The sequence below is a fragment of the Terribacillus sp. 7520-G genome (assembly GCF_002271665.1).
GTDB lineage: Bacteria > Bacillota > Bacilli > Bacillales > Amphibacillaceae > Terribacillus.
Genome location: NZ_NQFP01000046.1, coordinates 1 through 18,058, shown reverse-complemented (window position 1 = coordinate 18,058; position 18,058 = coordinate 1). Strand labels below are relative to the sequence as shown.

Below are 18,058 nucleotides of genomic sequence, written 5' to 3'. Positions count from 1 at the left end.
GATTGCATGAATCCATTGCACACAGCAGAGCTGGCAGAAAAAATCAAAAAGAAAGAAACCGTCCATCTGCTGGATATCCGGCAAACGGCGGATGTACAAGATTGGGCCATTGATGCCGGCAGCGTCAAAAGATACGCCATTCCATTTGCCGACATCAAAGCTGACCCGAATAAAGCCCGCAGACAGCTGCCAGAACAAGAGCCTGTCTATGTGATGTGCTATCGGGGCAAATCAGCCCAGACAGCTGTCTCTCTTTTAGAGTCGGCTGGCATGGATAATGGTGTCCATGTGGTCGGCGGTATGCAAGCATGGGGAGAAACAATCAGTCCAGCGAAGATCGGTGACCTTACGTATGGCGGATCGATTTACCAGTTTATGCGCATCGGGAAAGGCTGCCTATCCTATATGATCGTCTCTGGAGGCGAAGCAGCCGTAGTGGACCCGGCCAGATTCACGGAAGCCTATGTTTCTTTCGCAAAGGAGAATGGATGGGAAATCAAACATGTATTGGATACCCACCTCCACGCAGATCATTTATCCGGCGGACAAAAGCTCGCAGAGGAAACCGGGGCGACCTATTGGTTCCCTGCCAATGATGGAAAAGAAGCAAAGTTCAGCTTTTCCCCGTTACAAGATGGGACCAAAATACCCTTGGGCAAGCCCGAGGAAGGCATTCGCTGTGTTGCCTCACCAGGTCATACAGAGGGAAGCATCAGTTTTGTCGTTGATGACACATACCTGTTATCCGGGGATACGCTCTTTACCGAGTCGATCGGACGCCCGGATCTGGCAGGTCAGGCAGAACAATGGGTACAAGATTTGTACAGCACCTTATATGAAAAATATCCATTATTGTCGCTGGACTTGATCGTCCTGCCTGCCCATTTCTCGGAGCTTTCGGAAATCGGACCAGATGGAACGGTACAAGCACGAATGGAAGATCTATACCGAAAGAACCCTCATCTGCAGATGAAAGATTCGAGCGAGTTCACTGCTTCCGTTTTAAACAGCATCCCTGCGCGTCAGCCCAATAGCTATCAGCTGATCCGGGAAGCGAATCAAGGAAACACAACCATAGATGAAACAGAGGCAGCAGACATCGAATCCGGTCCTAACCGCTGTGCAGTCACCAACTGACCAAGAAGAGCCAGTCCCCTTGACTGGCTCTTTTCTATGCCTTCGAGAAGATGCCGAGCCTTTCGATTCGCTTTGCAGCCTCCAGCAATCTTTCTTCCGTATCCAATAGACCGGCTCGAACGTATCCTTCACCATGCTTCCCGAAACCATTGCCGGGAGCAACCGCCACATGGGCCTTTTCAAGCAGCAAATCCGCAAATTCCTCCGATGTGAATCCGTTCGGAACAGGCAGCCAAACAAAGAAAGTCCCCTTTGGTTCAGGTACATCCCAGCCGATTGCACGCAAATGGCCGATAAAGGCATCCCTTCTGGCTTCATATGTGTGAATCAGCTCTTCCACACAGGTTTGATCTGACGTCAGGGCATACGCTGCCGCTTCCTGCATGGCTCCGAACAAGCTCACATAAAGATGATCTTGAATCAAATTCAGGCTTTCTATCACGGAAGCATTGCCGACAGCAAAAGCGATGCGCCAGCCTGCCATATTATAGGTTTTGGATAAGGTGTACATCTCGATGCCGACTTCCTTGCTGCCCTCGGATTGCAGGAAGCTCTGCGGTTTTTCTCCATCAAACCCAAGTGCACCATAAGCGAAATCATGCAGGACACAAATTTTATGTTCCTTTGCCAGTTCCACTGTTTTATCGAAGAACTCCCGATCTGCTGTAGCAGCAGTCGGGTTGTTCGGATAATTCAGGAACATTAGCTTTGCTTCTTCCAGATCACCCGCAGAAATAGCATCATACTCAGGCAGGAATCCATTCTCAGCAGTCAATGGCATGAGCGATGTCCGTGCTTGTGCAAGTTCGATTCCGGACATATAATCGGGATACCCCGGATCCGGAAGCAATGCCAAATCACCCGGATTCAAAAGACATTGACTGATCTCCACCAAACCTGTCTTAGAGCCGAACATGATGGCCACTTCTGTTTCGGGATCTAGTTTCACGCCGTATTCCCGGTCATAAAAGTCACAGACTGCCTGTTTAAGAAAATCAAAGCCTCTGAATGGTGAATATTTATGATAAGCCGGATTATCAGAGGCTTCTTTCAATTTATCTACGATATGCTGCGGTGTCGGCAAATCAGGGTTCCCCTGCCCGAGCTTGATGATATCGTGCCCCTGTTGCTCCAGCAAACCCACCTTGTGTACCAAGCCGGCAAAAAACTGTTCCGGCAATCGTTTCAGCGCATCTGAAAACGGAAAATCCATTTGACTCACTCTCCTGTCACCTTGCATCCATCCATTCTGACTATTGACAATCTTGACAGTCTTGGAAATACAATGTAATAATGAACAAATCATACATGATTCACTCACTCTTATCAAGAGAAGGCGGAGGGACTTGGCCCGATGAAGCCCGGCAACCGGTGCGTAATGCACACGGTGCTAATTCCAACAGCAAATGCTGAGGGATAAGGGGACGGATGCGTTGGCCTTTCCCTCTTCCAATTTCGCTTGGAAGAGTTTTTTTGTATAAAAAATCAATGAGGTGACAGCATGACGATCAACATTAAAGGTGCACCAAACTATTATGCGTGCGAAGAAAATATATTGGACAGCCTTCCCGCAAGGCTTGCAGGATTGAATTGGACAAACGGCTTGCTTATTCACGGTGATGCATCCTGGAAAGCCGCTTCTCCATTCCTGGACCACATCGATCTGCCGGTTAAACGTGTTGCCTATAATGGTCAATGCACACATGCGGAAGCAGCTAGATTAGCAAATATCGCAACAGGAGAAGCTGCTCAATTCATAATCGGCGTAGGCGGCGGAAAAGTGTTGGATACCGCCAAAGCCGCTGCTGATGAGGCAGGGCTTCCCGTCATATTGATCCCTACAATCATATCCAACTGCTCCCCATGGGCTTCCCTTAGCGTCTTCTATGATGAGGCAGGCAATTTTGTCGAATATACAATCTTCCCTCGCAGCACATTCATGCTCCTGGTCGAGCCAAGGCTGCTGCTCACGACACCAGCACCTTATCTGATTGCCGGCATTGGCGATACATTGGCAAAATGGTATGAGGCAGATGTGCTGACCGAAAATATGACCGATCAGCCGCTAGCTGTCCAAATCGCTCGCAATGCTGCCAAATTATGCCGTGATATCCTTATTGCTGAAGGTGATGCAGCGATTTGTTCTTTACAGGATAAGCGAGCAGACAGTTCATTCCTCAGAGTTGCGGAAACCATCATCATGGCAGGCGGTATGGTAGGCGGATTCGGGGACGAGTACGGCCGTATCGCCGGTGCTCATTCCATTCACAACGGATTGACCAGATTGCCAGAAACACATGAGCAGCTGCATGGGAATAAAGTGGCTTACGGCATTCTTATCCAGCTTGCGTTGGAGGGGAAATTTGACGAGATTCTCACTTTGCTGCCATTCTACCGTAAGCTCGGCCTACCTACCGTATTGAAAGAGCTTGGCGTGAAAGGGGATCTTGATAGAGCAATGAAAATCACCGCAGACGGCGCAGTAGCTCCAGGGGAATCGATTCATTTCATGCATGTTTCCTCTTCGGATCGAGTAGTGGAGGCAATGCACCGTGTAGAAACATTCGTTGCGGCAAATCAGGGAGTGACACAATGAAGCTTGCATTGATTCAGCATGATATCATTTTTGGCGATCCAGAAGCCAATTATGGAAAAATGGAAGCATTGATAAATGAGGCACAGGAAAATGCTGATGTCATTGTGCTGCCCGAGCTTTGGACCACTGGTTATGATCTGACAAGGCTTGATGCCATCAGCGATGATGAGGGAGAAACGACGAAGCGGTTCATCAGCAGGCTGGCCAAGGCCCATCAGGTATATATCGTCGCTGGTTCCATCGCCAAGCAAACGGAAGCAGGCATCCATAACACGATGCTTGTCTTCGGGCCAGCAGGCGAATTGCTGCATGAATATGACAAGGCACATCTATTCCGGCTGATGGATGAAGAGAAGTTCCTCACCCAAGGCGACAGGTCTGCCTCTTTCTCCATCGGAAACAAGCAAGCGGCCGGGGTCATCTGCTATGATATCCGTTTTCCGGAATTCATCCGCACGCATATGATACATGATCAGCAAGTATTATTCGTCGTAGCTGAGTGGCCGAAGCAGCGGCTGGACCACTGGCGCGCACTCCTGCTCAGCAGGGCCATCGAAAATCAATGTTTTGTAGTCGCTTGTAATCGCGCAGGAAGTGATCCAGCTAATGAATTCGCCGGGCACAGCCTGATCATCGGGCCGTGGGGTGAAGTAATTGCTGAAGCAGGCGAAGAAGCGACCATTCTATATGGGGAAGCGGATCTGGGCCAAGTGGACGACGTACGCAGCCGTATTCCGGTCTTCCAGGATAGACGGCCTGCCATCTATGATGTGAAATGATATTTTGACAATGTTATGACAAGTTATCCCGAGTTGTGGTAAAGATAGGCTGGCTTGCTTATACTATTTACAAACGGTTTCTGGGAGGGCTTTCATGCAAGCGACACTGAAATGGTTCCGAACGATCGGATTTCTCGAAGGGACTTCTTTGCTTTTGCTGTTAATCATAGCGATGCCGCTGAAATACATGATGGATATACCGATTTTCGTCACCTATATAGGTGCCATCCACGGCGGCCTGTTCGTCCTGTATGTGATTTGGACTGGCTACACAACATTGAAAGTCGGCTGGGGATTGAAATGGGCGATCTTTGCCTTACTCGCATCCGTCATTCCATTCGGCTATTACATCTTCGATATGAAATTGCAGAAAACACAATATGCATAAACAATATTATCTCAAACTCAAACCAACACCCTGTTCCTGCAGGGTGTTTTTGATTTCTATATAAACGGGAAAGAGTGACCTCACACATGGAGATCACCCTTGGTTGTTCCATTTTATACGAAGGCTGCTATGAAGAACCAAACGATCATGATCAATTGAATGACGATTTTAGCTATCGATCCGCCAAGGAAACCAAGCAGTGAGCCAATGGAGGAATAGATAGCCTCCCTTGGTGTCCTTTTTTGAACCAACTCCGTCACAAGCACAGCAACAAACGGCACGATGATGATACCAAAAGGCGGTATGATGAAAGAACCTACGATTACGCCGATTGCCGCAATTCGCTCTCCCCATTTACTGCCGCCGAACTTCTTGACAAAGTAACTGTTCGCGATGATATCCGAGATGATCAGAATCACCGTCAGGATGACCATCGCAATCCAGAAGAAGACAGATAAATCTCCATCGCTCAGCATGAACTGAAAAACCAAAAATCCAATCCAGAGCATAAGCGGCGATGGGATGACAGGATAGATGATCCCCGCAAAACTTGCGATGAATGCCACCGCAATGATAATCCAAGCTATTATATCCAGTGCCACAACCAATCCTCCATATCTTTCCTTGATAGTACGTATTATGACACAGGAAGCAGGAAAAGGAAATCAAAGCGTAAGCTTCTCAAAGAATGCTGTGTTATGGAGGATACTCGGGTGATCCGGGTGATAAGACACAGCTTTTTCATGAGCGGATTTTGCCTCCTTCAGCAAGCCTAGTCTGGAATAACAAAGTGTCAGCTGCAAATAAGGATACCATGTCGTATAAGCAGGTACACTGAAGCCCGGCAGCTCCTTGCCTTCATAGTCCAAAGCCTGCCGATACCAATAGGCAGCCGCCTCATAATTCCGCTCCTCCGTCAGCAGGTCCCCGATCAAACAGCAAAATTCAGGGCGCGGGCGATCATATCGGAATGATCGGAACAAGTGCATCCGATACCCTTCCATATCTCCTTCTGCTTTGCAGCATTCCGCCAGATATTGACATGCACGGATATTATCCTCCACCCACCCTTGTTCTGATTGAAGGAATTCCGTGTACCAGTTTTTGGCACGTTCGAATTGTCCATGATCTCTCAGCTCGTTCGCATAGTAAAACATATCGCGCGGCGTCAGCTGTCTTCCCGAGGCAATGTAAGACTCATAGATTCGCAGATTGCGATCCGATACCGTATGCCTTTTTTTGCTTTTGCGATGTGTGACAGCTATTTCCGAGGCCACGATATTGCCGCCGAATTCCAAGTATTCATGAACGGCACCATGCCAGCGGAAATTTTTGCTGCGCCTCACAATGCAATTGCGCCGATAAAGATATAACGGGCGACCTTTCTCATCCAGTGCAGTATGATAATACATCGAAATAACATCCACATCTCCCGCCAGATTTCCCCACAAATCCCGGAAGGCCTGCTGATCCTTCGGCAGCAGCACATCATCCGCGTCTAGCCACATGATATACTCACTGGTTGCTTTACTGAAGCTGTAATTCCTGGCAGCCGAAAAATCATCTATCCAGTCAAAATCGTAGATATGTGATGTATACTTTGCTGCGATTGCCTTCGTTTGATCAGTCGATCCAGTATCCACAATCACGATTTCATCAACCAGATCCCTAACACTTTCCAGACAGCCAGCCAATACCTCTTCCTCATTTTTAACAATCATGCATAGACTGATGGTACGCATACGTCACCTCGACATACATTGTTGTACTCAAACCTATGCAAGCGGAGCTTGAATATGCCAGAACAAGCTTATGGATGAATTCATCCCATAACCCTCTCCGCACCGGATAAGGATGGATCGCTTGGTTTCTCCCACCCCCGCGGAGACGCTTGCCAGGAGACAGACGGCAGCATCTCATGCAAAATCCAGCCATGCAATACAGCAACTCCTAATCCCCTCACTCGAAAATTCCCTTCCTAATTTCCCAATGCGGATAGACAACAGTCTCAAGGGGCAATTCGGATGAAGATAGCCACTTGATTGCCTGCATGACCAAAGGCGAGCTGTTCTTACTGGATAGACTTTCAATGGGAACCCATTCAGCCGCAGATGCATCCTGCCCCGCAAATTGTATAGGAAGTTTCAATTGCCCCGTTACCTCCCCTGTATAAAAAACAGCAGTATGGTGCAAGTCGGTAAATTGCTTCCACTGCCAGGGAAGCTTGAAATCAATCACGCCAATCTGTTTTTCAACTTCCGCGGTCAGGCCCGTCTCTTCTTTCACCTCACGGATGACAGCTTCCAGTAACCCCTCCCCATTTTCCGGACTTCCCCCTGGTAAGTCATAGCGATTGATATATGGACCGCGGCTTTTATGGATGACAAGCAGTTTGCTGTCGTTCTGTATGACGGCATACACACCGAATGCTTGATGATGATTAGTCATGCTTTCACTCCATTCTACTTTTATTGAATTATATATTCTATTATTATAGAATTACAGTGAGGTGATGAATATGCAGATAATTCAGACTGGATTTAAGGCAAAACATGATTATACCATTTTGTTCGAAACATCGTTATTATGGGAAGCTGCCTTAGGAATAGCCGCAGTTACAAACAAATCACTGAAAGGGACACTCGAGCATGTGGATAAGATGTGGGATAACCCGGAAAACGGCTTTTCGCCGGCGCTTCAGCACGATTTACAAATTGTTCATGAGCATAATACATGGAAAGCACTGCTTCAATTGCTCCATCATTCCAATGTCCGTACCTTGACAGAGTGGATAGGTGAAATTTCTGACATGTCTGAACAGACAATGCGGGAGCGTTGCCTTCCTTACATCGGCAGCACATTCGAAAAGCATCGGACCATGGCTGCCCAGGGAAATGCCAGCTCTTTGGCCTTGCTGCAAGAAGTTACCGCGGACAACCCTTTCTTCCCGGATTATATCGATTATATGGTGACAGCAGATATTTCCTTCCTGAAAAACCACTTGATCTCGACTATGACCAATTGGTTCGCATCGGTGATTGAGCCGAACAAAAAGCGATTAGAGGATATGTTGAAACGGGATATCGCCGAAAAAAAACAAAGACTAGCGGCAATGGATAAACTTGCTTTCATTCGATGGGTAACCAACAGCACCAGCTATAAACCGGATGAGTCTATCCACACCATTCTCTTCATTCCGCATTACCATTACAGACCGTGGACAATCCTCGCTGATTTGCCTGGTACTAAGGTGTTTTATTATCCAATCCATGCAGGCAGCATCGATCCCGAAAACAAATATAATCCGGATACGATGCTTGTAAGAAAGTATAAAGCATTGGGGGATGCAACGCGGCTTAATTTATTGAAGCGTTTGATGGAGGGGGAACATGCGCTCCAGGAATTAGCCGAACAGCTTCCCGCTGCAAAATCCACTCTTCATCATCATTTGAAAATGCTCAAATCAGCCGGGCTTATCGGTTCAAATAAACAAATCTACTATGCAAACAAGGATATGATTGCCTCTTTGGATCATGAACTGCAGACCTATCTGGAAGGATGATTAAATGCCCGCTCAAAAAATCACTCTGACCCATCCGTTATCGCGCCTGATGATGAGTACGACAATGGCGGCCATGGCCGGCCAAGTGTACAGCATCCTGCTGCCATTGCTCGTATTGGAAGTGACCTCTTCGGCTATCGCCGTTACGATTGCCTTGGCTGCAGAGCGGGCGACAATGCTGCTGCAGCCTCTCATCGGCCCTTTGCTTGATCGCGCGAACTGGAAGCACGTTCTGTTGGCGGCCGATTTGGCACGCTTTCTTTGCTTTCTTCTGTTAAGTGTCCTTGCCATGAATGGACAGTTTAGTCTAGCCCTCATCTGCTTCCTATCTGTATGTATCGGTTTTGCCGGGCAATTCTACCAAGGCGCACAATTCACTGCCATGGTTTCCGAACGTCAGCTTCACTATGCCAATAGCTTGGAAAGCGCCTTATATCAGCTTACTATAGTGATTGGCCCAAGCCTTGGCGGCACTATTCTTTTGTTTTTCAGCATCTACAACAGCTTGATAGCCGTAAGCATTTTATCCTTACTCGCTGTATGGCTAGTCCTCATGCTGCCATATGAGCAGCATACTGCCAGCGCACGCACATTTTCCATTTCCACCTACATACAAGAGCTGAAGGAAGGTTTCACATTCTTATATCATCAGAAAGAAATTTGGTACACTAATCTCGTTTTACTTATTTCCAATTTCGGCATTCAATTTCTCATTGTCTTACTGGTCATCCATGTAGACAACCTCACAACTGACCCCGTGCTTATCGGCGTCGTCCTATCCTCAGGGGGGATTGGAGCCATTCTGGGAACTTCGCTAGGTTTTCTTGCAGATCGCTTCTCCACATATAGACAGATACTATTCGCTGCCAAAGTGATTGGCGGATTATCCATCATCCTGGTCGGCCTAACAGATACCATATGGCTGGCAGCCTGCTTCAATATGATCGGCACAGCAGCTGCCGGGGCTGTGAATCCAATCATCAAAACAATTCGACAGCGTCATACACCTCGCCATTTATTAGGACGAGTCCAATCCACATCCCGCTTCATCACATTCACTTTACTACCGGCAGCCTCAATATTTGCCGGCTTCCTATCAGAGTAGATCGGCATCGGAACTACGATAGTGCTCGGCGGATGTATTGCCAGCTTAGCCAGTCTTCTAGTGTGGAGATTGCCTCGAAAACTATAAAAAAGAAGGCTCCTCGAAAAAGGAGCCTTCTTCCTTCCATTACCTTTGCATCATTGAACCAGTGGGAATCCGAAACCGGAGGCATAATCATCTCCGCGTGCTGCACCATAGCCTCCAAGGATATCATTTGCTCGTGCACGCGACTGCAGCGTCTGTCTTACTTGAGAGCTGCTGAGGCTTGTATTTTCAGACCATATTTTTGCTGCCAGACCGGAGATATGCGGTGTAGCCATGGATGTACCAGTAAGTGTTGCATACGTATTTCCCGGGTATGTGGATAGGATTGCTGATCCAGGAGCTGACACTTCCACATCACCCTGCTGGATGTAGTAGTCGCCATCCGTACGGCTGTAGCCCCTGGAGGAAGAATCGGCGACACGGTATGTTCCATTTTGCTGACGGTTCTCTAAGTTGGCGACTGCCACGGCTTCCGGCAGTGCAGCAGGATAGCCGATGGAGCCTTCATATGGACCTGAATTCCCGCTGGCTGCAATCACTAGTGCCCCGCTGCTGTTTGCATATCGCACCGCACTGGAGATGAGGGAATCCTGTCCGCCGCCAAGCGACATACTGATAACCACTCTTTCCCCGCGATTGGCTCCCTCGTCGGCAGCTTTCCGGATTGCGTTGGCAATATCATCGGAATAACCGCGGCCATCATCACCAAGTACCTTGTACGCCCAAAGGTCAGCTTCCGGCGCTACACCATAGATGCCCGAGCCATTACCGCCATTGGCAAGTGCAGATCCGGAAACATGCGTACCATGTCCATCACGGTCGACACAAGTGCCATTCACCTGTCCGCTGGATGCTTGTGTAAAGTCGATGCATTGCTCCACATTGGCAGCCAGATCAGGGTGATTGACAGATGTTCCTGTATCGAGAACGGCAATGTTGATATTATCCCCGCCGCTTGTCCTCGTTATGGATGGATTGTCATAGATTGCTTGTATCCCCCATGGTGTCCGATCGGATACCGCTTGGGTCGAAACATCTCGTTTGGCTGACACTTCCTGCTTCGAATACACCGTTACTTCGGTTACTTCCAAGTCCTTATCAGCTTTCAATTCCTTAAGCTCTTCTTTCGATACTTCGGTAGTGAAGCCCTCGTTGCCAAAGCTGTTACGTACACCATGCTCTTCCTTGACCTCGTCAGTGGCTTGTGTGGAGAAGACCCCATCCTTCTGCTTGACAAGAACACGGACTTCCCCATTTTTTGCCGTTTCATCAGGAGCAGCTGAAGCTTGCAGTGGCTGGAATGCAGATAATCCTATCATTGCGACAGCAGCGACACTTACCAGTTTTCTTTTCATTCGATCACCTCGCTGGTTTTTATAGTCACTGAGGTGGTGTCCAATCCTCTGCTCGAGACTCTCAGAAACTATTAAAGTAAATCTAGCATAGGCTTCCAGCAAAATGTATTGGGAAAACAGCCGACAGCAGCATACAAAAAAAGACATCATTCCAATTTCTTTTTCCTTTTTCCAGCAGAATATTTGCGCAGGTGAAAATTTCTGTGAGAAAAGTCGGAATAATGTCTTTCTGTCTAAGCTATCAGAATTGCAAACTGGTCATTATGGCTGTGTACAAAAGACCCGAAGCAGCGAATGCTGCCGCCAATGCAAAGCTTGCTGCTGCTCTTTTTTTGAAAAAATATACAATACTGGCCAAAAACAAGCCAAATCCGATGAAGCAAACAACTCCAAGTCCACTTAAATGCCAGGTTGCGACACTTTCAGCCGTCACTTTAGGAAATATGCTGCCGAAAATCAGCGCAGAGCCTTCATTGCTTAACGCGCTCTTTATGTTGTCCGGCGGGGCAGATGTATTGAGTATCGCGGTGCAAATGAAGACAATCGCCAGCAAGACGGCTTGGGCACGTATCCAATTAATCGGGCGGAATCCAGGATCGCGCTGGGCCTTCTTTGCCAGAAATCCATTGATGACAGCAAAAACAAGTACCGGAATGAACACGATATGCTTCACGAACAGCATTTGTCCATATGTGAGCATCAAAGCATTTCCGTAATCCCGTATGTCCATTGCAAACAGCATAACGACGATGCCGCTGGCTGTCACTGTGATGACGAGCAGGATTGCAAATGGTGTGAACCACTTCAGGAAACTTTCCCAACTGAAGTACTTGGGAGCATAAAAACAAACATGAATCAACACACCAACCCAGAGGACAGCGGCACTTACATGTATGAAATAGGCGAATGCCCCCATCAAATCCCTCTCTGTGTGGCCGCCATACACATGAAGAAACAGCATACCAAGGAACAAGAGGAGTGTCAGAACCGGAAGTTTATCGAAATAAAGCAGCACCCAGACAGTGATGGCCAGGATAAAGATGCCGATCCAGACTCTTCCGGCTGTAAACTGGAAGAGCACCTGCCCCAATGCTTGTCCATATCCATCCTGTGCACCATGCAGCGAGACAAGATTAATGACCGGTCCGCTCGTGACCAGCGCCGCCGATGCCGCAGCTGCCAAGACATCACTTCGCGGCGTCCGGATAGCTGCTTCTTCCTTGCGCACAAATCGGAAAACAAGATGACCGGCAACAAAAGAGAAAGCGATATACGACAGCAACTCCAATAATGGAATGAGAATCACGGATATGCCCTTCTATATTTACAAAATGCCAGCATAACCAACATCGTTTCTTTCATTACTCTACAACTCCATTTTTTCCTTTATCTTTCTTCCATCGTATAAAAGAAATGTACTAGCGTATAGAAGAAAATGTGACCAAATCCGTACACTTAAGCATGAGAAACAAAAGATATGCATTGACTGGGATATGTCTCCATCCATATATTTTCCCATGCCGCATTGCTGTCAGCTGTGCAGGATTTTCTGTCCGCTATCAGGAGTTTTTCGTAGTGAAGCAGGTGTCTTGAAGCGGGAATCTTATTTCAGGGTGGCATTATAACAAAAAGGCGCACTCATCCGTGCACCTTCCCCGCTTTCAGCATATTCACTGCCTCTTGGATATCGCTCGCTTTGGTCAAAACCGAGATGAACGAGATTCCATCCGCACCAGCCTGACGGACAGCTTCTGCATTTTTCTGATTGATGCCGCCAATTGCGACTATCGGAAATTCACCGACTTGTTTCCGGATTTCCCGCAGTCCCGTGAGTCCGATCGGGAACTTGGCATCTATTTTTGTCCGTGTGGCAGCAATGGGACCGACACCAATGTAATGTGCCCCGTCCTGGATTGCCTTTTTGGCTTCTTCGGCATTTTGGGCACTTACACCGATGATGAAATGCTCTGGACAGCGTGCCTTCACCAGCTGCATCGCTTCATCCGTCTGTCCGATATGCACACCATCTGCGCCAATCGCAATGGCAAGATCGACATCGTCATTGACGATGAAAGGAATACTATGCGCACGGCACCTAGCCTGGAGCCGTTCCGCCAGCTGTCGTTTTGCTTTTCCAGTCCTTGCCCCCTCCCCTTTTTCACGAAATTGAAACATCGTGATGCCCGCATCGAGCGCTTGCTCCAATATATCCTCCGGATCCTTGTCCGGGCAGTTTTGACTGCCCATGATGAAATAAAGCTCCAATTCCTCTTTCATATTACTGCTCCTTTGCCATTGATACTTTTCACATCCCAAACCTGTATTGAATTTGCTCTCATTCCTCAGATAGAAAAATCCCTTGCTCCTAATTTAGGAAAAAGTGTGGAAGATGGATAGTAATCCCAAAACTGCGTAAAGTAAGCCCAAGCTTGAACAAGGAGTTGATAAAGTTGAAATGGATAAAAGCTGGGGCTGTCATTATCGCTCTATGCCTTGGATTGGTGGTTGCCAATCCTGCCGCTTCCTTCGCCGCTGACAAAGCTGTTGCAGATGTACTGACAGATAAGCAGAAGCAGGAAATAGCGGCGCTGCAGAAACAAGCATTGGAGCAAGAAAAGCAAATCATCGAGAAATACGTTGAATTCGGTGTCTTTTCTGAAGAAAAAGCCGACCAAATCGTGAAGCATTTGGATCAGCGATTCGAACAGCTGGAGCAGGATGGCTTCATCCCGAAACCGCATCGGCATGGACATCCTGCGCACCCAGATAAATGACTGTCCACAATCAGCAGGCTGGAATCCTGCTGATTGTTTCATTACACTTCTACCGGAATTTCATCCACTCGTTCCAATCCACTTACGTCATTCCCCAAAAGATAAAGCTGATCCAGGAAAGCAGCCTGAAAACTTCCCGGAGCTTGCGCAAGCTCGGCTGCAGCCTCTGCTGCGATACCATAGAAACTTAGTGCGCCGATGCATGCTTTCATCACATCATCCGCAGCTCCTGCAAATGCTGCAACGACTGCACCGAGAAGGCAGCCGGATCCTGTTATTTTCGTCAGCATCTCATGGCCATTCGACACACTATACGTATGGTTCCCATCCGAGAGGACATCTATTTTGCCTGTTGCGATCACAATCGTATCCAGCTCTCTTGCAATTTGCTGGACGTGGCCTGGGGATATACCTTCACCAGAACCATCCACACCTTTTATTTTAGCCGATATACCGCCGAGGACAGCTATTTCACCCGCATTCCCCCGTATGACAGTGACATCCACCTCTGCCAAAATACGACGGGCTGTTTCTGTCCTGTAGGTCGTCGCACCCACACCGACAGGATCGAAAATCACCGGGATACCGAGTCTGTTCGCTTCTTTCCCAGCTAAGATCATCGCTTCCGCATCGGCAGCAGCCAGGGTGCCGATATTGATCAGCAGCGCCTGTGCATGCTGCACCATCTGCGCTGCTTCTTCCTTAGCGGATGCCATAACCGGAGAAGCTCCGAGTGCAATCAATCCGTTTGCAGTAAAATTGATGACCACATTGTTTGTAATACAATGAATCAGTGGGTTCTTTGTGCGGACTTCCTTTATCACATCAGTATACTTCATTATGCTGTCCCTCCTGTACAGGCACACTTTTCAGACGGTAGCCCCAATGGTTTGTCGGCCCGTTCCCTTTGCCTAGCTGCAGCGAATAACGAATCGCATCTGTTACAAACTCCTTGCCGATTTTGACTGCCTCCTGCAACGATCTCCCCTTCGCCAATTCCGCTGTGATTGCCGCCGAATATGTGCATCCTGTTCCATGAGTATGCTTTGTCGGGATTCGCTCGGCTGTGTAGGACGTAAAGTTTTCCCCATCATAAAGCCAATCTGCAGCTAAAGCATCTTCCATATGCCCGCCTTTCATAAGGACAGCTTTTGCCCCATATTCCCGGACGATTCTTTTTGCTGCTGTTTTCATACTGGCTTCGTCCTCTATCCGCATTCCAGTCAGTTCTTCCGCTTCCGGTACGTTCGGCGTAACCAGTGATGCCAGCGGCACGAGATGTGTCTTCAGCGCATCTCTCGAATCTTCTCCCATTAGGGCATGCCCGCTTTTGGCATACATGACAGGATCCATGACATAAATGGTATTTGCATCATTCAGCATAGCAGCGATACAGCGCATCATCTCTTCCGATGCAATCATTCCGGTCTTTACAGCAGCCGGGATGATGTCCGAAAAAATGGATTCCAGCTGCTGCTTTAGAAATTCGACCGGAACGTGATGAATTGCCTGCACACCAGTCGTGTTCTGGGCGACAAGGGATGTTATCACGCTCATGCCATATACCTCGCGCTCTTGGAATGTCTTCAGATCAGCCTGGATGCCGGCACCGCCTGAAGGATCCGTACCGGCAATCGTCAAAGCACTCTTCACATCAGGCATGAAGGGACTCTCCTTTCAATGGTATCATCCAATCTTGCTCGGTGGTTGCCATCTCCCAAAAGGCATGCTCCAGCATACAGCTTTTCAGGAATGCTTTACGCGCTCGTTCCTTGGCAGCAGATCCTGCTGTTTCCGCCCATTTGTCCAGCCGCTTGCAAAGCTCGGCTGTCACATCCGGCATACCGTCTTCCCTGCTGGCATAGAACTGGATCCATTCCAGGAACGGATTGGATTCATCCGGCTCCTTCGTCTCGATAATATGGGCAGCCAGCGCTTGATACGTCCACGGGCAAGGCAGGAGTGCTGCCATCAGCTCCCCGATATCACCATGTACAGCACTATTCATCATGTGGGAAATGTAATGATCTGCTGCCGGCGGCGGTGTCATACGCTGCAAATCCTCGTATTTCACACCAGCCACCTTACAGAACACATTATGCGGATGAATTTCACTATGCAGGACAAAATTGATCTGGGACTGATAGAAATCCATCTCTTCCCTTGTCTCACATTTGCTTACTGCCAAGCCATAAATACGAGCGAATGCAGTCAGGTACTCATAGTCTGCCTTCACGTAATGGATCAGCGCCTCTTTAGGCACATGGCCATTTGCAACTCCTTCGACGAAAGGATGCTGATAGATTGCTTCGAAAACCGGGTTTGCTTCTTCTCTCAATTGTGCAGAAAACATGTAAATTCCTCCCCTTATTGGAGAAAGCCCTGATGAAGAGTGATTGGCGCCGGCTAAATAAAAAAGCCGCTCCAGAAGTATGGAGCGACTCGTATACATAGCGATAGTGTCAAAGTTCACACGAATCCGGCTCCACTTCCCTACGCTGGTGTTAACCAGATCAGGTTCAAAGGGATAAAGATTTCTCTTATCTCAGCCGAACGGCACCCCTAGTGGACTTCCTCAAATTCAATTGTCCCTTTAACTATCACATGCATGGATAAGATTGTCAACCGATGCATCAAGTGAAATATTCAATCCGTGAATGCGGGAACATTTTATAGATCGTGCTCCCAAGAATGTCTTTGATTTCTTCCTGTTCCTCATTCTGATAAACATACTTCCCGATACCGTAGCGGCCCCATTTATATTTCCGCTTATTTTCATCGAGTTCCAGCTTTGTCATCGGGTAATTTTTCTGGATGACACGTTTTGCCGGCTTTGTGAAACGGTGCTGGATCAATTCAAAGGTAAGGTTCTTTTTGGCATGAGCGGGCAGCGCTGCTTCCAGATGCTCCAGCATTTCCGGGTAGCCCTTCTGCCAGCCCTCATGCAGATAAATCGGAGCAACGATGAAGCCAAGCGGATAACCTGCTTCTGCAACTTTCACGGCAGCTTCGATCCGATCTTTCAAACGGGAGGTTCCAGGTTCGAAGTATTTGATCACATAGTCATCATTGATGCTGAATCGGAACCTTGTCCGTCCCTGGTGATCTGCGTCCAGCAAATGATCCACATGGGCAAATTTCGTCACGAAACGCAGCTGTCCATGTTTGGATCGACCGAAGTATTCTATTGCATGTTTCAGCGTGTGCGTCAGATGGTCGATGCCGACAATATCCGAAGTACAGGAAGCCTCGAAACGCGTCTCTTCAGGCGCCCTCTCCTGCATATATTGCTCTGCCGCCTCGAAAATCTCATCTGTATTCACATACGTACGGATATAAGGTTTGGATCCCATCGTTGTCTGCAGGTAGCAATAATGGCAATGTCCCATACATCCTGTCGCAAAAGGAATCGCATATTCCGCAGATGGTTTGGACGTATCGAATTTCAATGTTTTCCGTACGCCGACGACCAATGTCGATTTGGCAGTGCGATACTTCTGGAACTCATTTTCCCCCGGCAGATTACGAACCTGGTTATGGGAAGTGGTCTCACGGATTTCCACTCCCATGTCCTGGAATTTATCCCGAAGTTTCACGCCAAGCGGATACTCCAATGCCCTGGGCTCGATATAGACGAGCTGCGGCACGAACGGTTTAACCATAATACCCACCCTCGGTCAGGCCGAAAGCAGACACATACGCCTCCTCCGCCTCGCCAAGATCCTGATAGACTGCAACTTCATCCGTCAGCGGATAATACGTTTCATAAATGAACAAAGCAAGTTCCCCGGGCTTTTCCGGATGATGGACGACTGCTGCTTCCTGTATATTTGCCACTCCCTGTGCATGAGGATTGCGAATGATCACATAGACGATATCCCCTGGCTGAAATGCCATACCGTTGGCCTCCTTTTTTATACATACTGGGGGTAGTATGCACAAATTGCAGACAAAGCATGTAAAAAAATGAACCCTTTTCCAGGAAGTATTCGTCTACTTCTTAAGGAGGGGTCCATAGTGAAAATCTTTATATATATTTTTCTGTTCATCATCTTGTCTTTTATCGTTTACTATCTGCTGGCCAATTGAATCATATCCGGAAACGGGCCACAGAGGTTTGCAGCTCTTCCGCAAGATACGAAAGCGAACCGGATGAGGCAGCTCCTTCTTCAGTTGCGTCATCTTCGACAAACAAATCATAAGCTTCTTCATTCTGATTCGCCTTTGTCCGGATGTCATTCAGCTTTACCCGCGCTTGTTTATAGATTTCATAAATACTTTCCACCTGCATGCACATCGTATTATGTCTTAATTTTT

General features: G+C 48.0%; 19 protein-coding genes, 1 pseudogene and 2 riboswitches. Of the genes and pseudogenes, 7 read left to right on the top strand and 13 right to left on the bottom strand.

The window, feature by feature from the left end:
- The first annotated feature begins 6 nt into the window (after positions 1–6).
- Positions 7–1,137, top strand: a complete 1,131-nt coding sequence (locus CHH53_RS15405; protein ID WP_095217026.1) for an MBL fold metallo-hydrolase — start codon at positions 7–9, stop codon at positions 1,135–1,137.
- 34 nt (positions 1,138–1,171) lie between these two features.
- Here the strand turns inward: CHH53_RS15405 and CHH53_RS15400 are convergent, their stop codons facing one another.
- Complete coding sequence (locus tag CHH53_RS15400) at positions 1,172–2,350, bottom strand: pyridoxal phosphate-dependent aminotransferase (protein ID WP_095217025.1); 1,179 nt, start codon at positions 2,348–2,350, stop codon at positions 1,172–1,174.
- A 107-nt stretch (positions 2,351–2,457) separates the two neighbouring features.
- Positions 2,458–2,560: riboswitch (SAM riboswitch) on the top strand.
- Between the two features lie 78 nt (positions 2,561–2,638).
- On the opposite strand from CHH53_RS15400, the gene CHH53_RS15395 reads away from it, so the two are divergent.
- The 3 genes from CHH53_RS15395 to CHH53_RS15385 all read left to right on the top strand — a co-directional run bounded on the left by CHH53_RS15395 (position 2,639) and on the right by CHH53_RS15385 (position 4,900).
- On the top strand, positions 2,639–3,733 hold the full coding sequence (locus tag CHH53_RS15395) for an iron-containing alcohol dehydrogenase family protein (protein WP_095217024.1): 1,095 nt from the start codon (positions 2,639–2,641) through the stop codon (positions 3,731–3,733).
- Positions 3,730–4,512 (top strand): carbon-nitrogen family hydrolase, encoded by a 783-nt coding sequence (locus CHH53_RS15390; RefSeq protein ID WP_095217023.1) that lies wholly within the window; start codon positions 3,730–3,732, stop codon positions 4,510–4,512. Before CHH53_RS15395 ends, CHH53_RS15390 begins: the two co-directional genes overlap by 4 nt.
- Positions 4,513–4,606: 94 nt before the next feature.
- A complete protein-coding gene (locus tag CHH53_RS15385; RefSeq protein ID WP_095217022.1) occupies positions 4,607–4,900 on the top strand; it encodes a DUF3817 domain-containing protein in 294 nt (97 codons plus the stop codon).
- A 113-nt stretch (positions 4,901–5,013) separates the two neighbouring features.
- Here the strand turns inward: CHH53_RS15385 and CHH53_RS15380 are convergent, their stop codons facing one another.
- From CHH53_RS15380 to CHH53_RS15370, 3 genes are all read right to left on the bottom strand, one after another.
- Entirely contained in the window at positions 5,014–5,496 is a 483-nt protein-coding gene (locus tag CHH53_RS15380) for a DUF456 domain-containing protein (protein WP_095217054.1), read from the bottom strand.
- A 69-nt stretch (positions 5,497–5,565) separates the two neighbouring features.
- The gene (locus CHH53_RS15375; RefSeq protein ID WP_095217021.1) at positions 5,566–6,642 is read right to left on the bottom strand and encodes a tetratricopeptide repeat-containing glycosyltransferase family 2 protein; all 1,077 of its coding nucleotides are present in this window, start codon (positions 6,640–6,642) and stop codon (positions 5,566–5,568) included.
- Positions 6,643–6,859: 217 nt separating this feature from the next.
- Positions 6,860–7,348, bottom strand: coding sequence for an NUDIX hydrolase (locus tag CHH53_RS15370; protein WP_095217020.1), 489 nt, complete (start codon positions 7,346–7,348; stop codon positions 6,860–6,862).
- 70 nt (positions 7,349–7,418) lie between these two features.
- On the opposite strand from CHH53_RS15370, the gene CHH53_RS15365 reads away from it, so the two are divergent.
- Entirely contained in the window at positions 7,419–8,462 is a 1,044-nt protein-coding gene (locus CHH53_RS15365; RefSeq protein ID WP_158221582.1) for an ArsR/SmtB family transcription factor, read from the top strand.
- 4 nt (positions 8,463–8,466) lie between these two features.
- Positions 8,467–9,567 (top strand): MFS transporter, encoded by a 1,101-nt coding sequence (locus CHH53_RS15360; protein ID WP_095217018.1) that lies wholly within the window; start codon positions 8,467–8,469, stop codon positions 9,565–9,567.
- 137 nt (positions 9,568–9,704) lie between these two features.
- Here the strand turns inward: CHH53_RS15360 and CHH53_RS15355 are convergent, their stop codons facing one another.
- From CHH53_RS15355 to thiE, 3 genes are all read right to left on the bottom strand, one after another.
- Entirely contained in the window at positions 9,705–10,967 is a 1,263-nt protein-coding gene (locus CHH53_RS15355) for a S8 family peptidase (protein ID WP_095217017.1), read from the bottom strand.
- Between the two features lie 241 nt (positions 10,968–11,208).
- Positions 11,209–12,273 (bottom strand): copper resistance D family protein, encoded by a 1,065-nt coding sequence (locus CHH53_RS15350; RefSeq protein WP_095217016.1) that lies wholly within the window; start codon positions 12,271–12,273, stop codon positions 11,209–11,211.
- A 332-nt stretch (positions 12,274–12,605) separates the two neighbouring features.
- Positions 12,606–13,244: a thiamine phosphate synthase gene (gene thiE, locus CHH53_RS15345; RefSeq protein ID WP_095217015.1), complete on the bottom strand. Its 639-nt coding sequence runs from the start codon at positions 13,242–13,244 to the stop codon at positions 12,606–12,608.
- A gap of 173 nt (positions 13,245–13,417) precedes the next feature.
- Here thiE and CHH53_RS15340 point away from each other — a divergent pair, with 173 nt between their 5' ends.
- Positions 13,418–13,741, top strand: coding sequence for a YckD family protein (locus CHH53_RS15340; protein WP_158221581.1), 324 nt, complete (start codon positions 13,418–13,420; stop codon positions 13,739–13,741).
- Positions 13,742–13,782: 41 nt separating this feature from the next.
- Here CHH53_RS15340 and thiM read toward each other — a convergent pair whose 3' ends face one another.
- From thiM to CHH53_RS15310, 6 genes and pseudogenes are all read right to left on the bottom strand, one after another.
- A complete protein-coding gene (gene thiM, locus CHH53_RS15335) occupies positions 13,783–14,580 on the bottom strand; it encodes a hydroxyethylthiazole kinase (RefSeq protein WP_095217013.1) in 798 nt (265 codons plus the stop codon).
- Positions 14,567–15,403: a bifunctional hydroxymethylpyrimidine kinase/phosphomethylpyrimidine kinase gene (gene thiD / locus CHH53_RS15330; protein WP_095217012.1), complete on the bottom strand. Its 837-nt coding sequence runs from the start codon at positions 15,401–15,403 to the stop codon at positions 14,567–14,569. Before thiD ends, thiM begins: the two co-directional genes overlap by 14 nt.
- The gene (gene tenA, locus CHH53_RS15325; protein WP_095217011.1) at positions 15,396–16,094 is read right to left on the bottom strand and encodes a thiaminase II; all 699 of its coding nucleotides are present in this window, start codon (positions 16,092–16,094) and stop codon (positions 15,396–15,398) included. The genes thiD and tenA overlap by 8 nt, the downstream gene beginning before the upstream one ends.
- 120 nt (positions 16,095–16,214) lie before the next feature.
- A riboswitch (TPP riboswitch) is annotated at positions 16,215–16,315 on the bottom strand.
- Positions 16,316–16,374: 59 nt separating this feature from the next.
- Complete coding sequence (gene splB, locus CHH53_RS15320) at positions 16,375–17,403, bottom strand: spore photoproduct lyase (RefSeq protein ID WP_095217010.1); 1,029 nt, start codon at positions 17,401–17,403, stop codon at positions 16,375–16,377.
- Complete coding sequence (locus tag CHH53_RS15315; RefSeq protein WP_095217009.1) at positions 17,396–17,638, bottom strand: transcriptional regulator SplA domain-containing protein; 243 nt, start codon at positions 17,636–17,638, stop codon at positions 17,396–17,398. The genes splB and CHH53_RS15315 overlap by 8 nt, the downstream gene beginning before the upstream one ends.
- 193 nt (positions 17,639–17,831) lie before the next feature.
- Positions 17,832–18,058 (bottom strand): annotated as a pseudogene (locus CHH53_RS15310) (hypothetical protein); the annotation flags it as partial.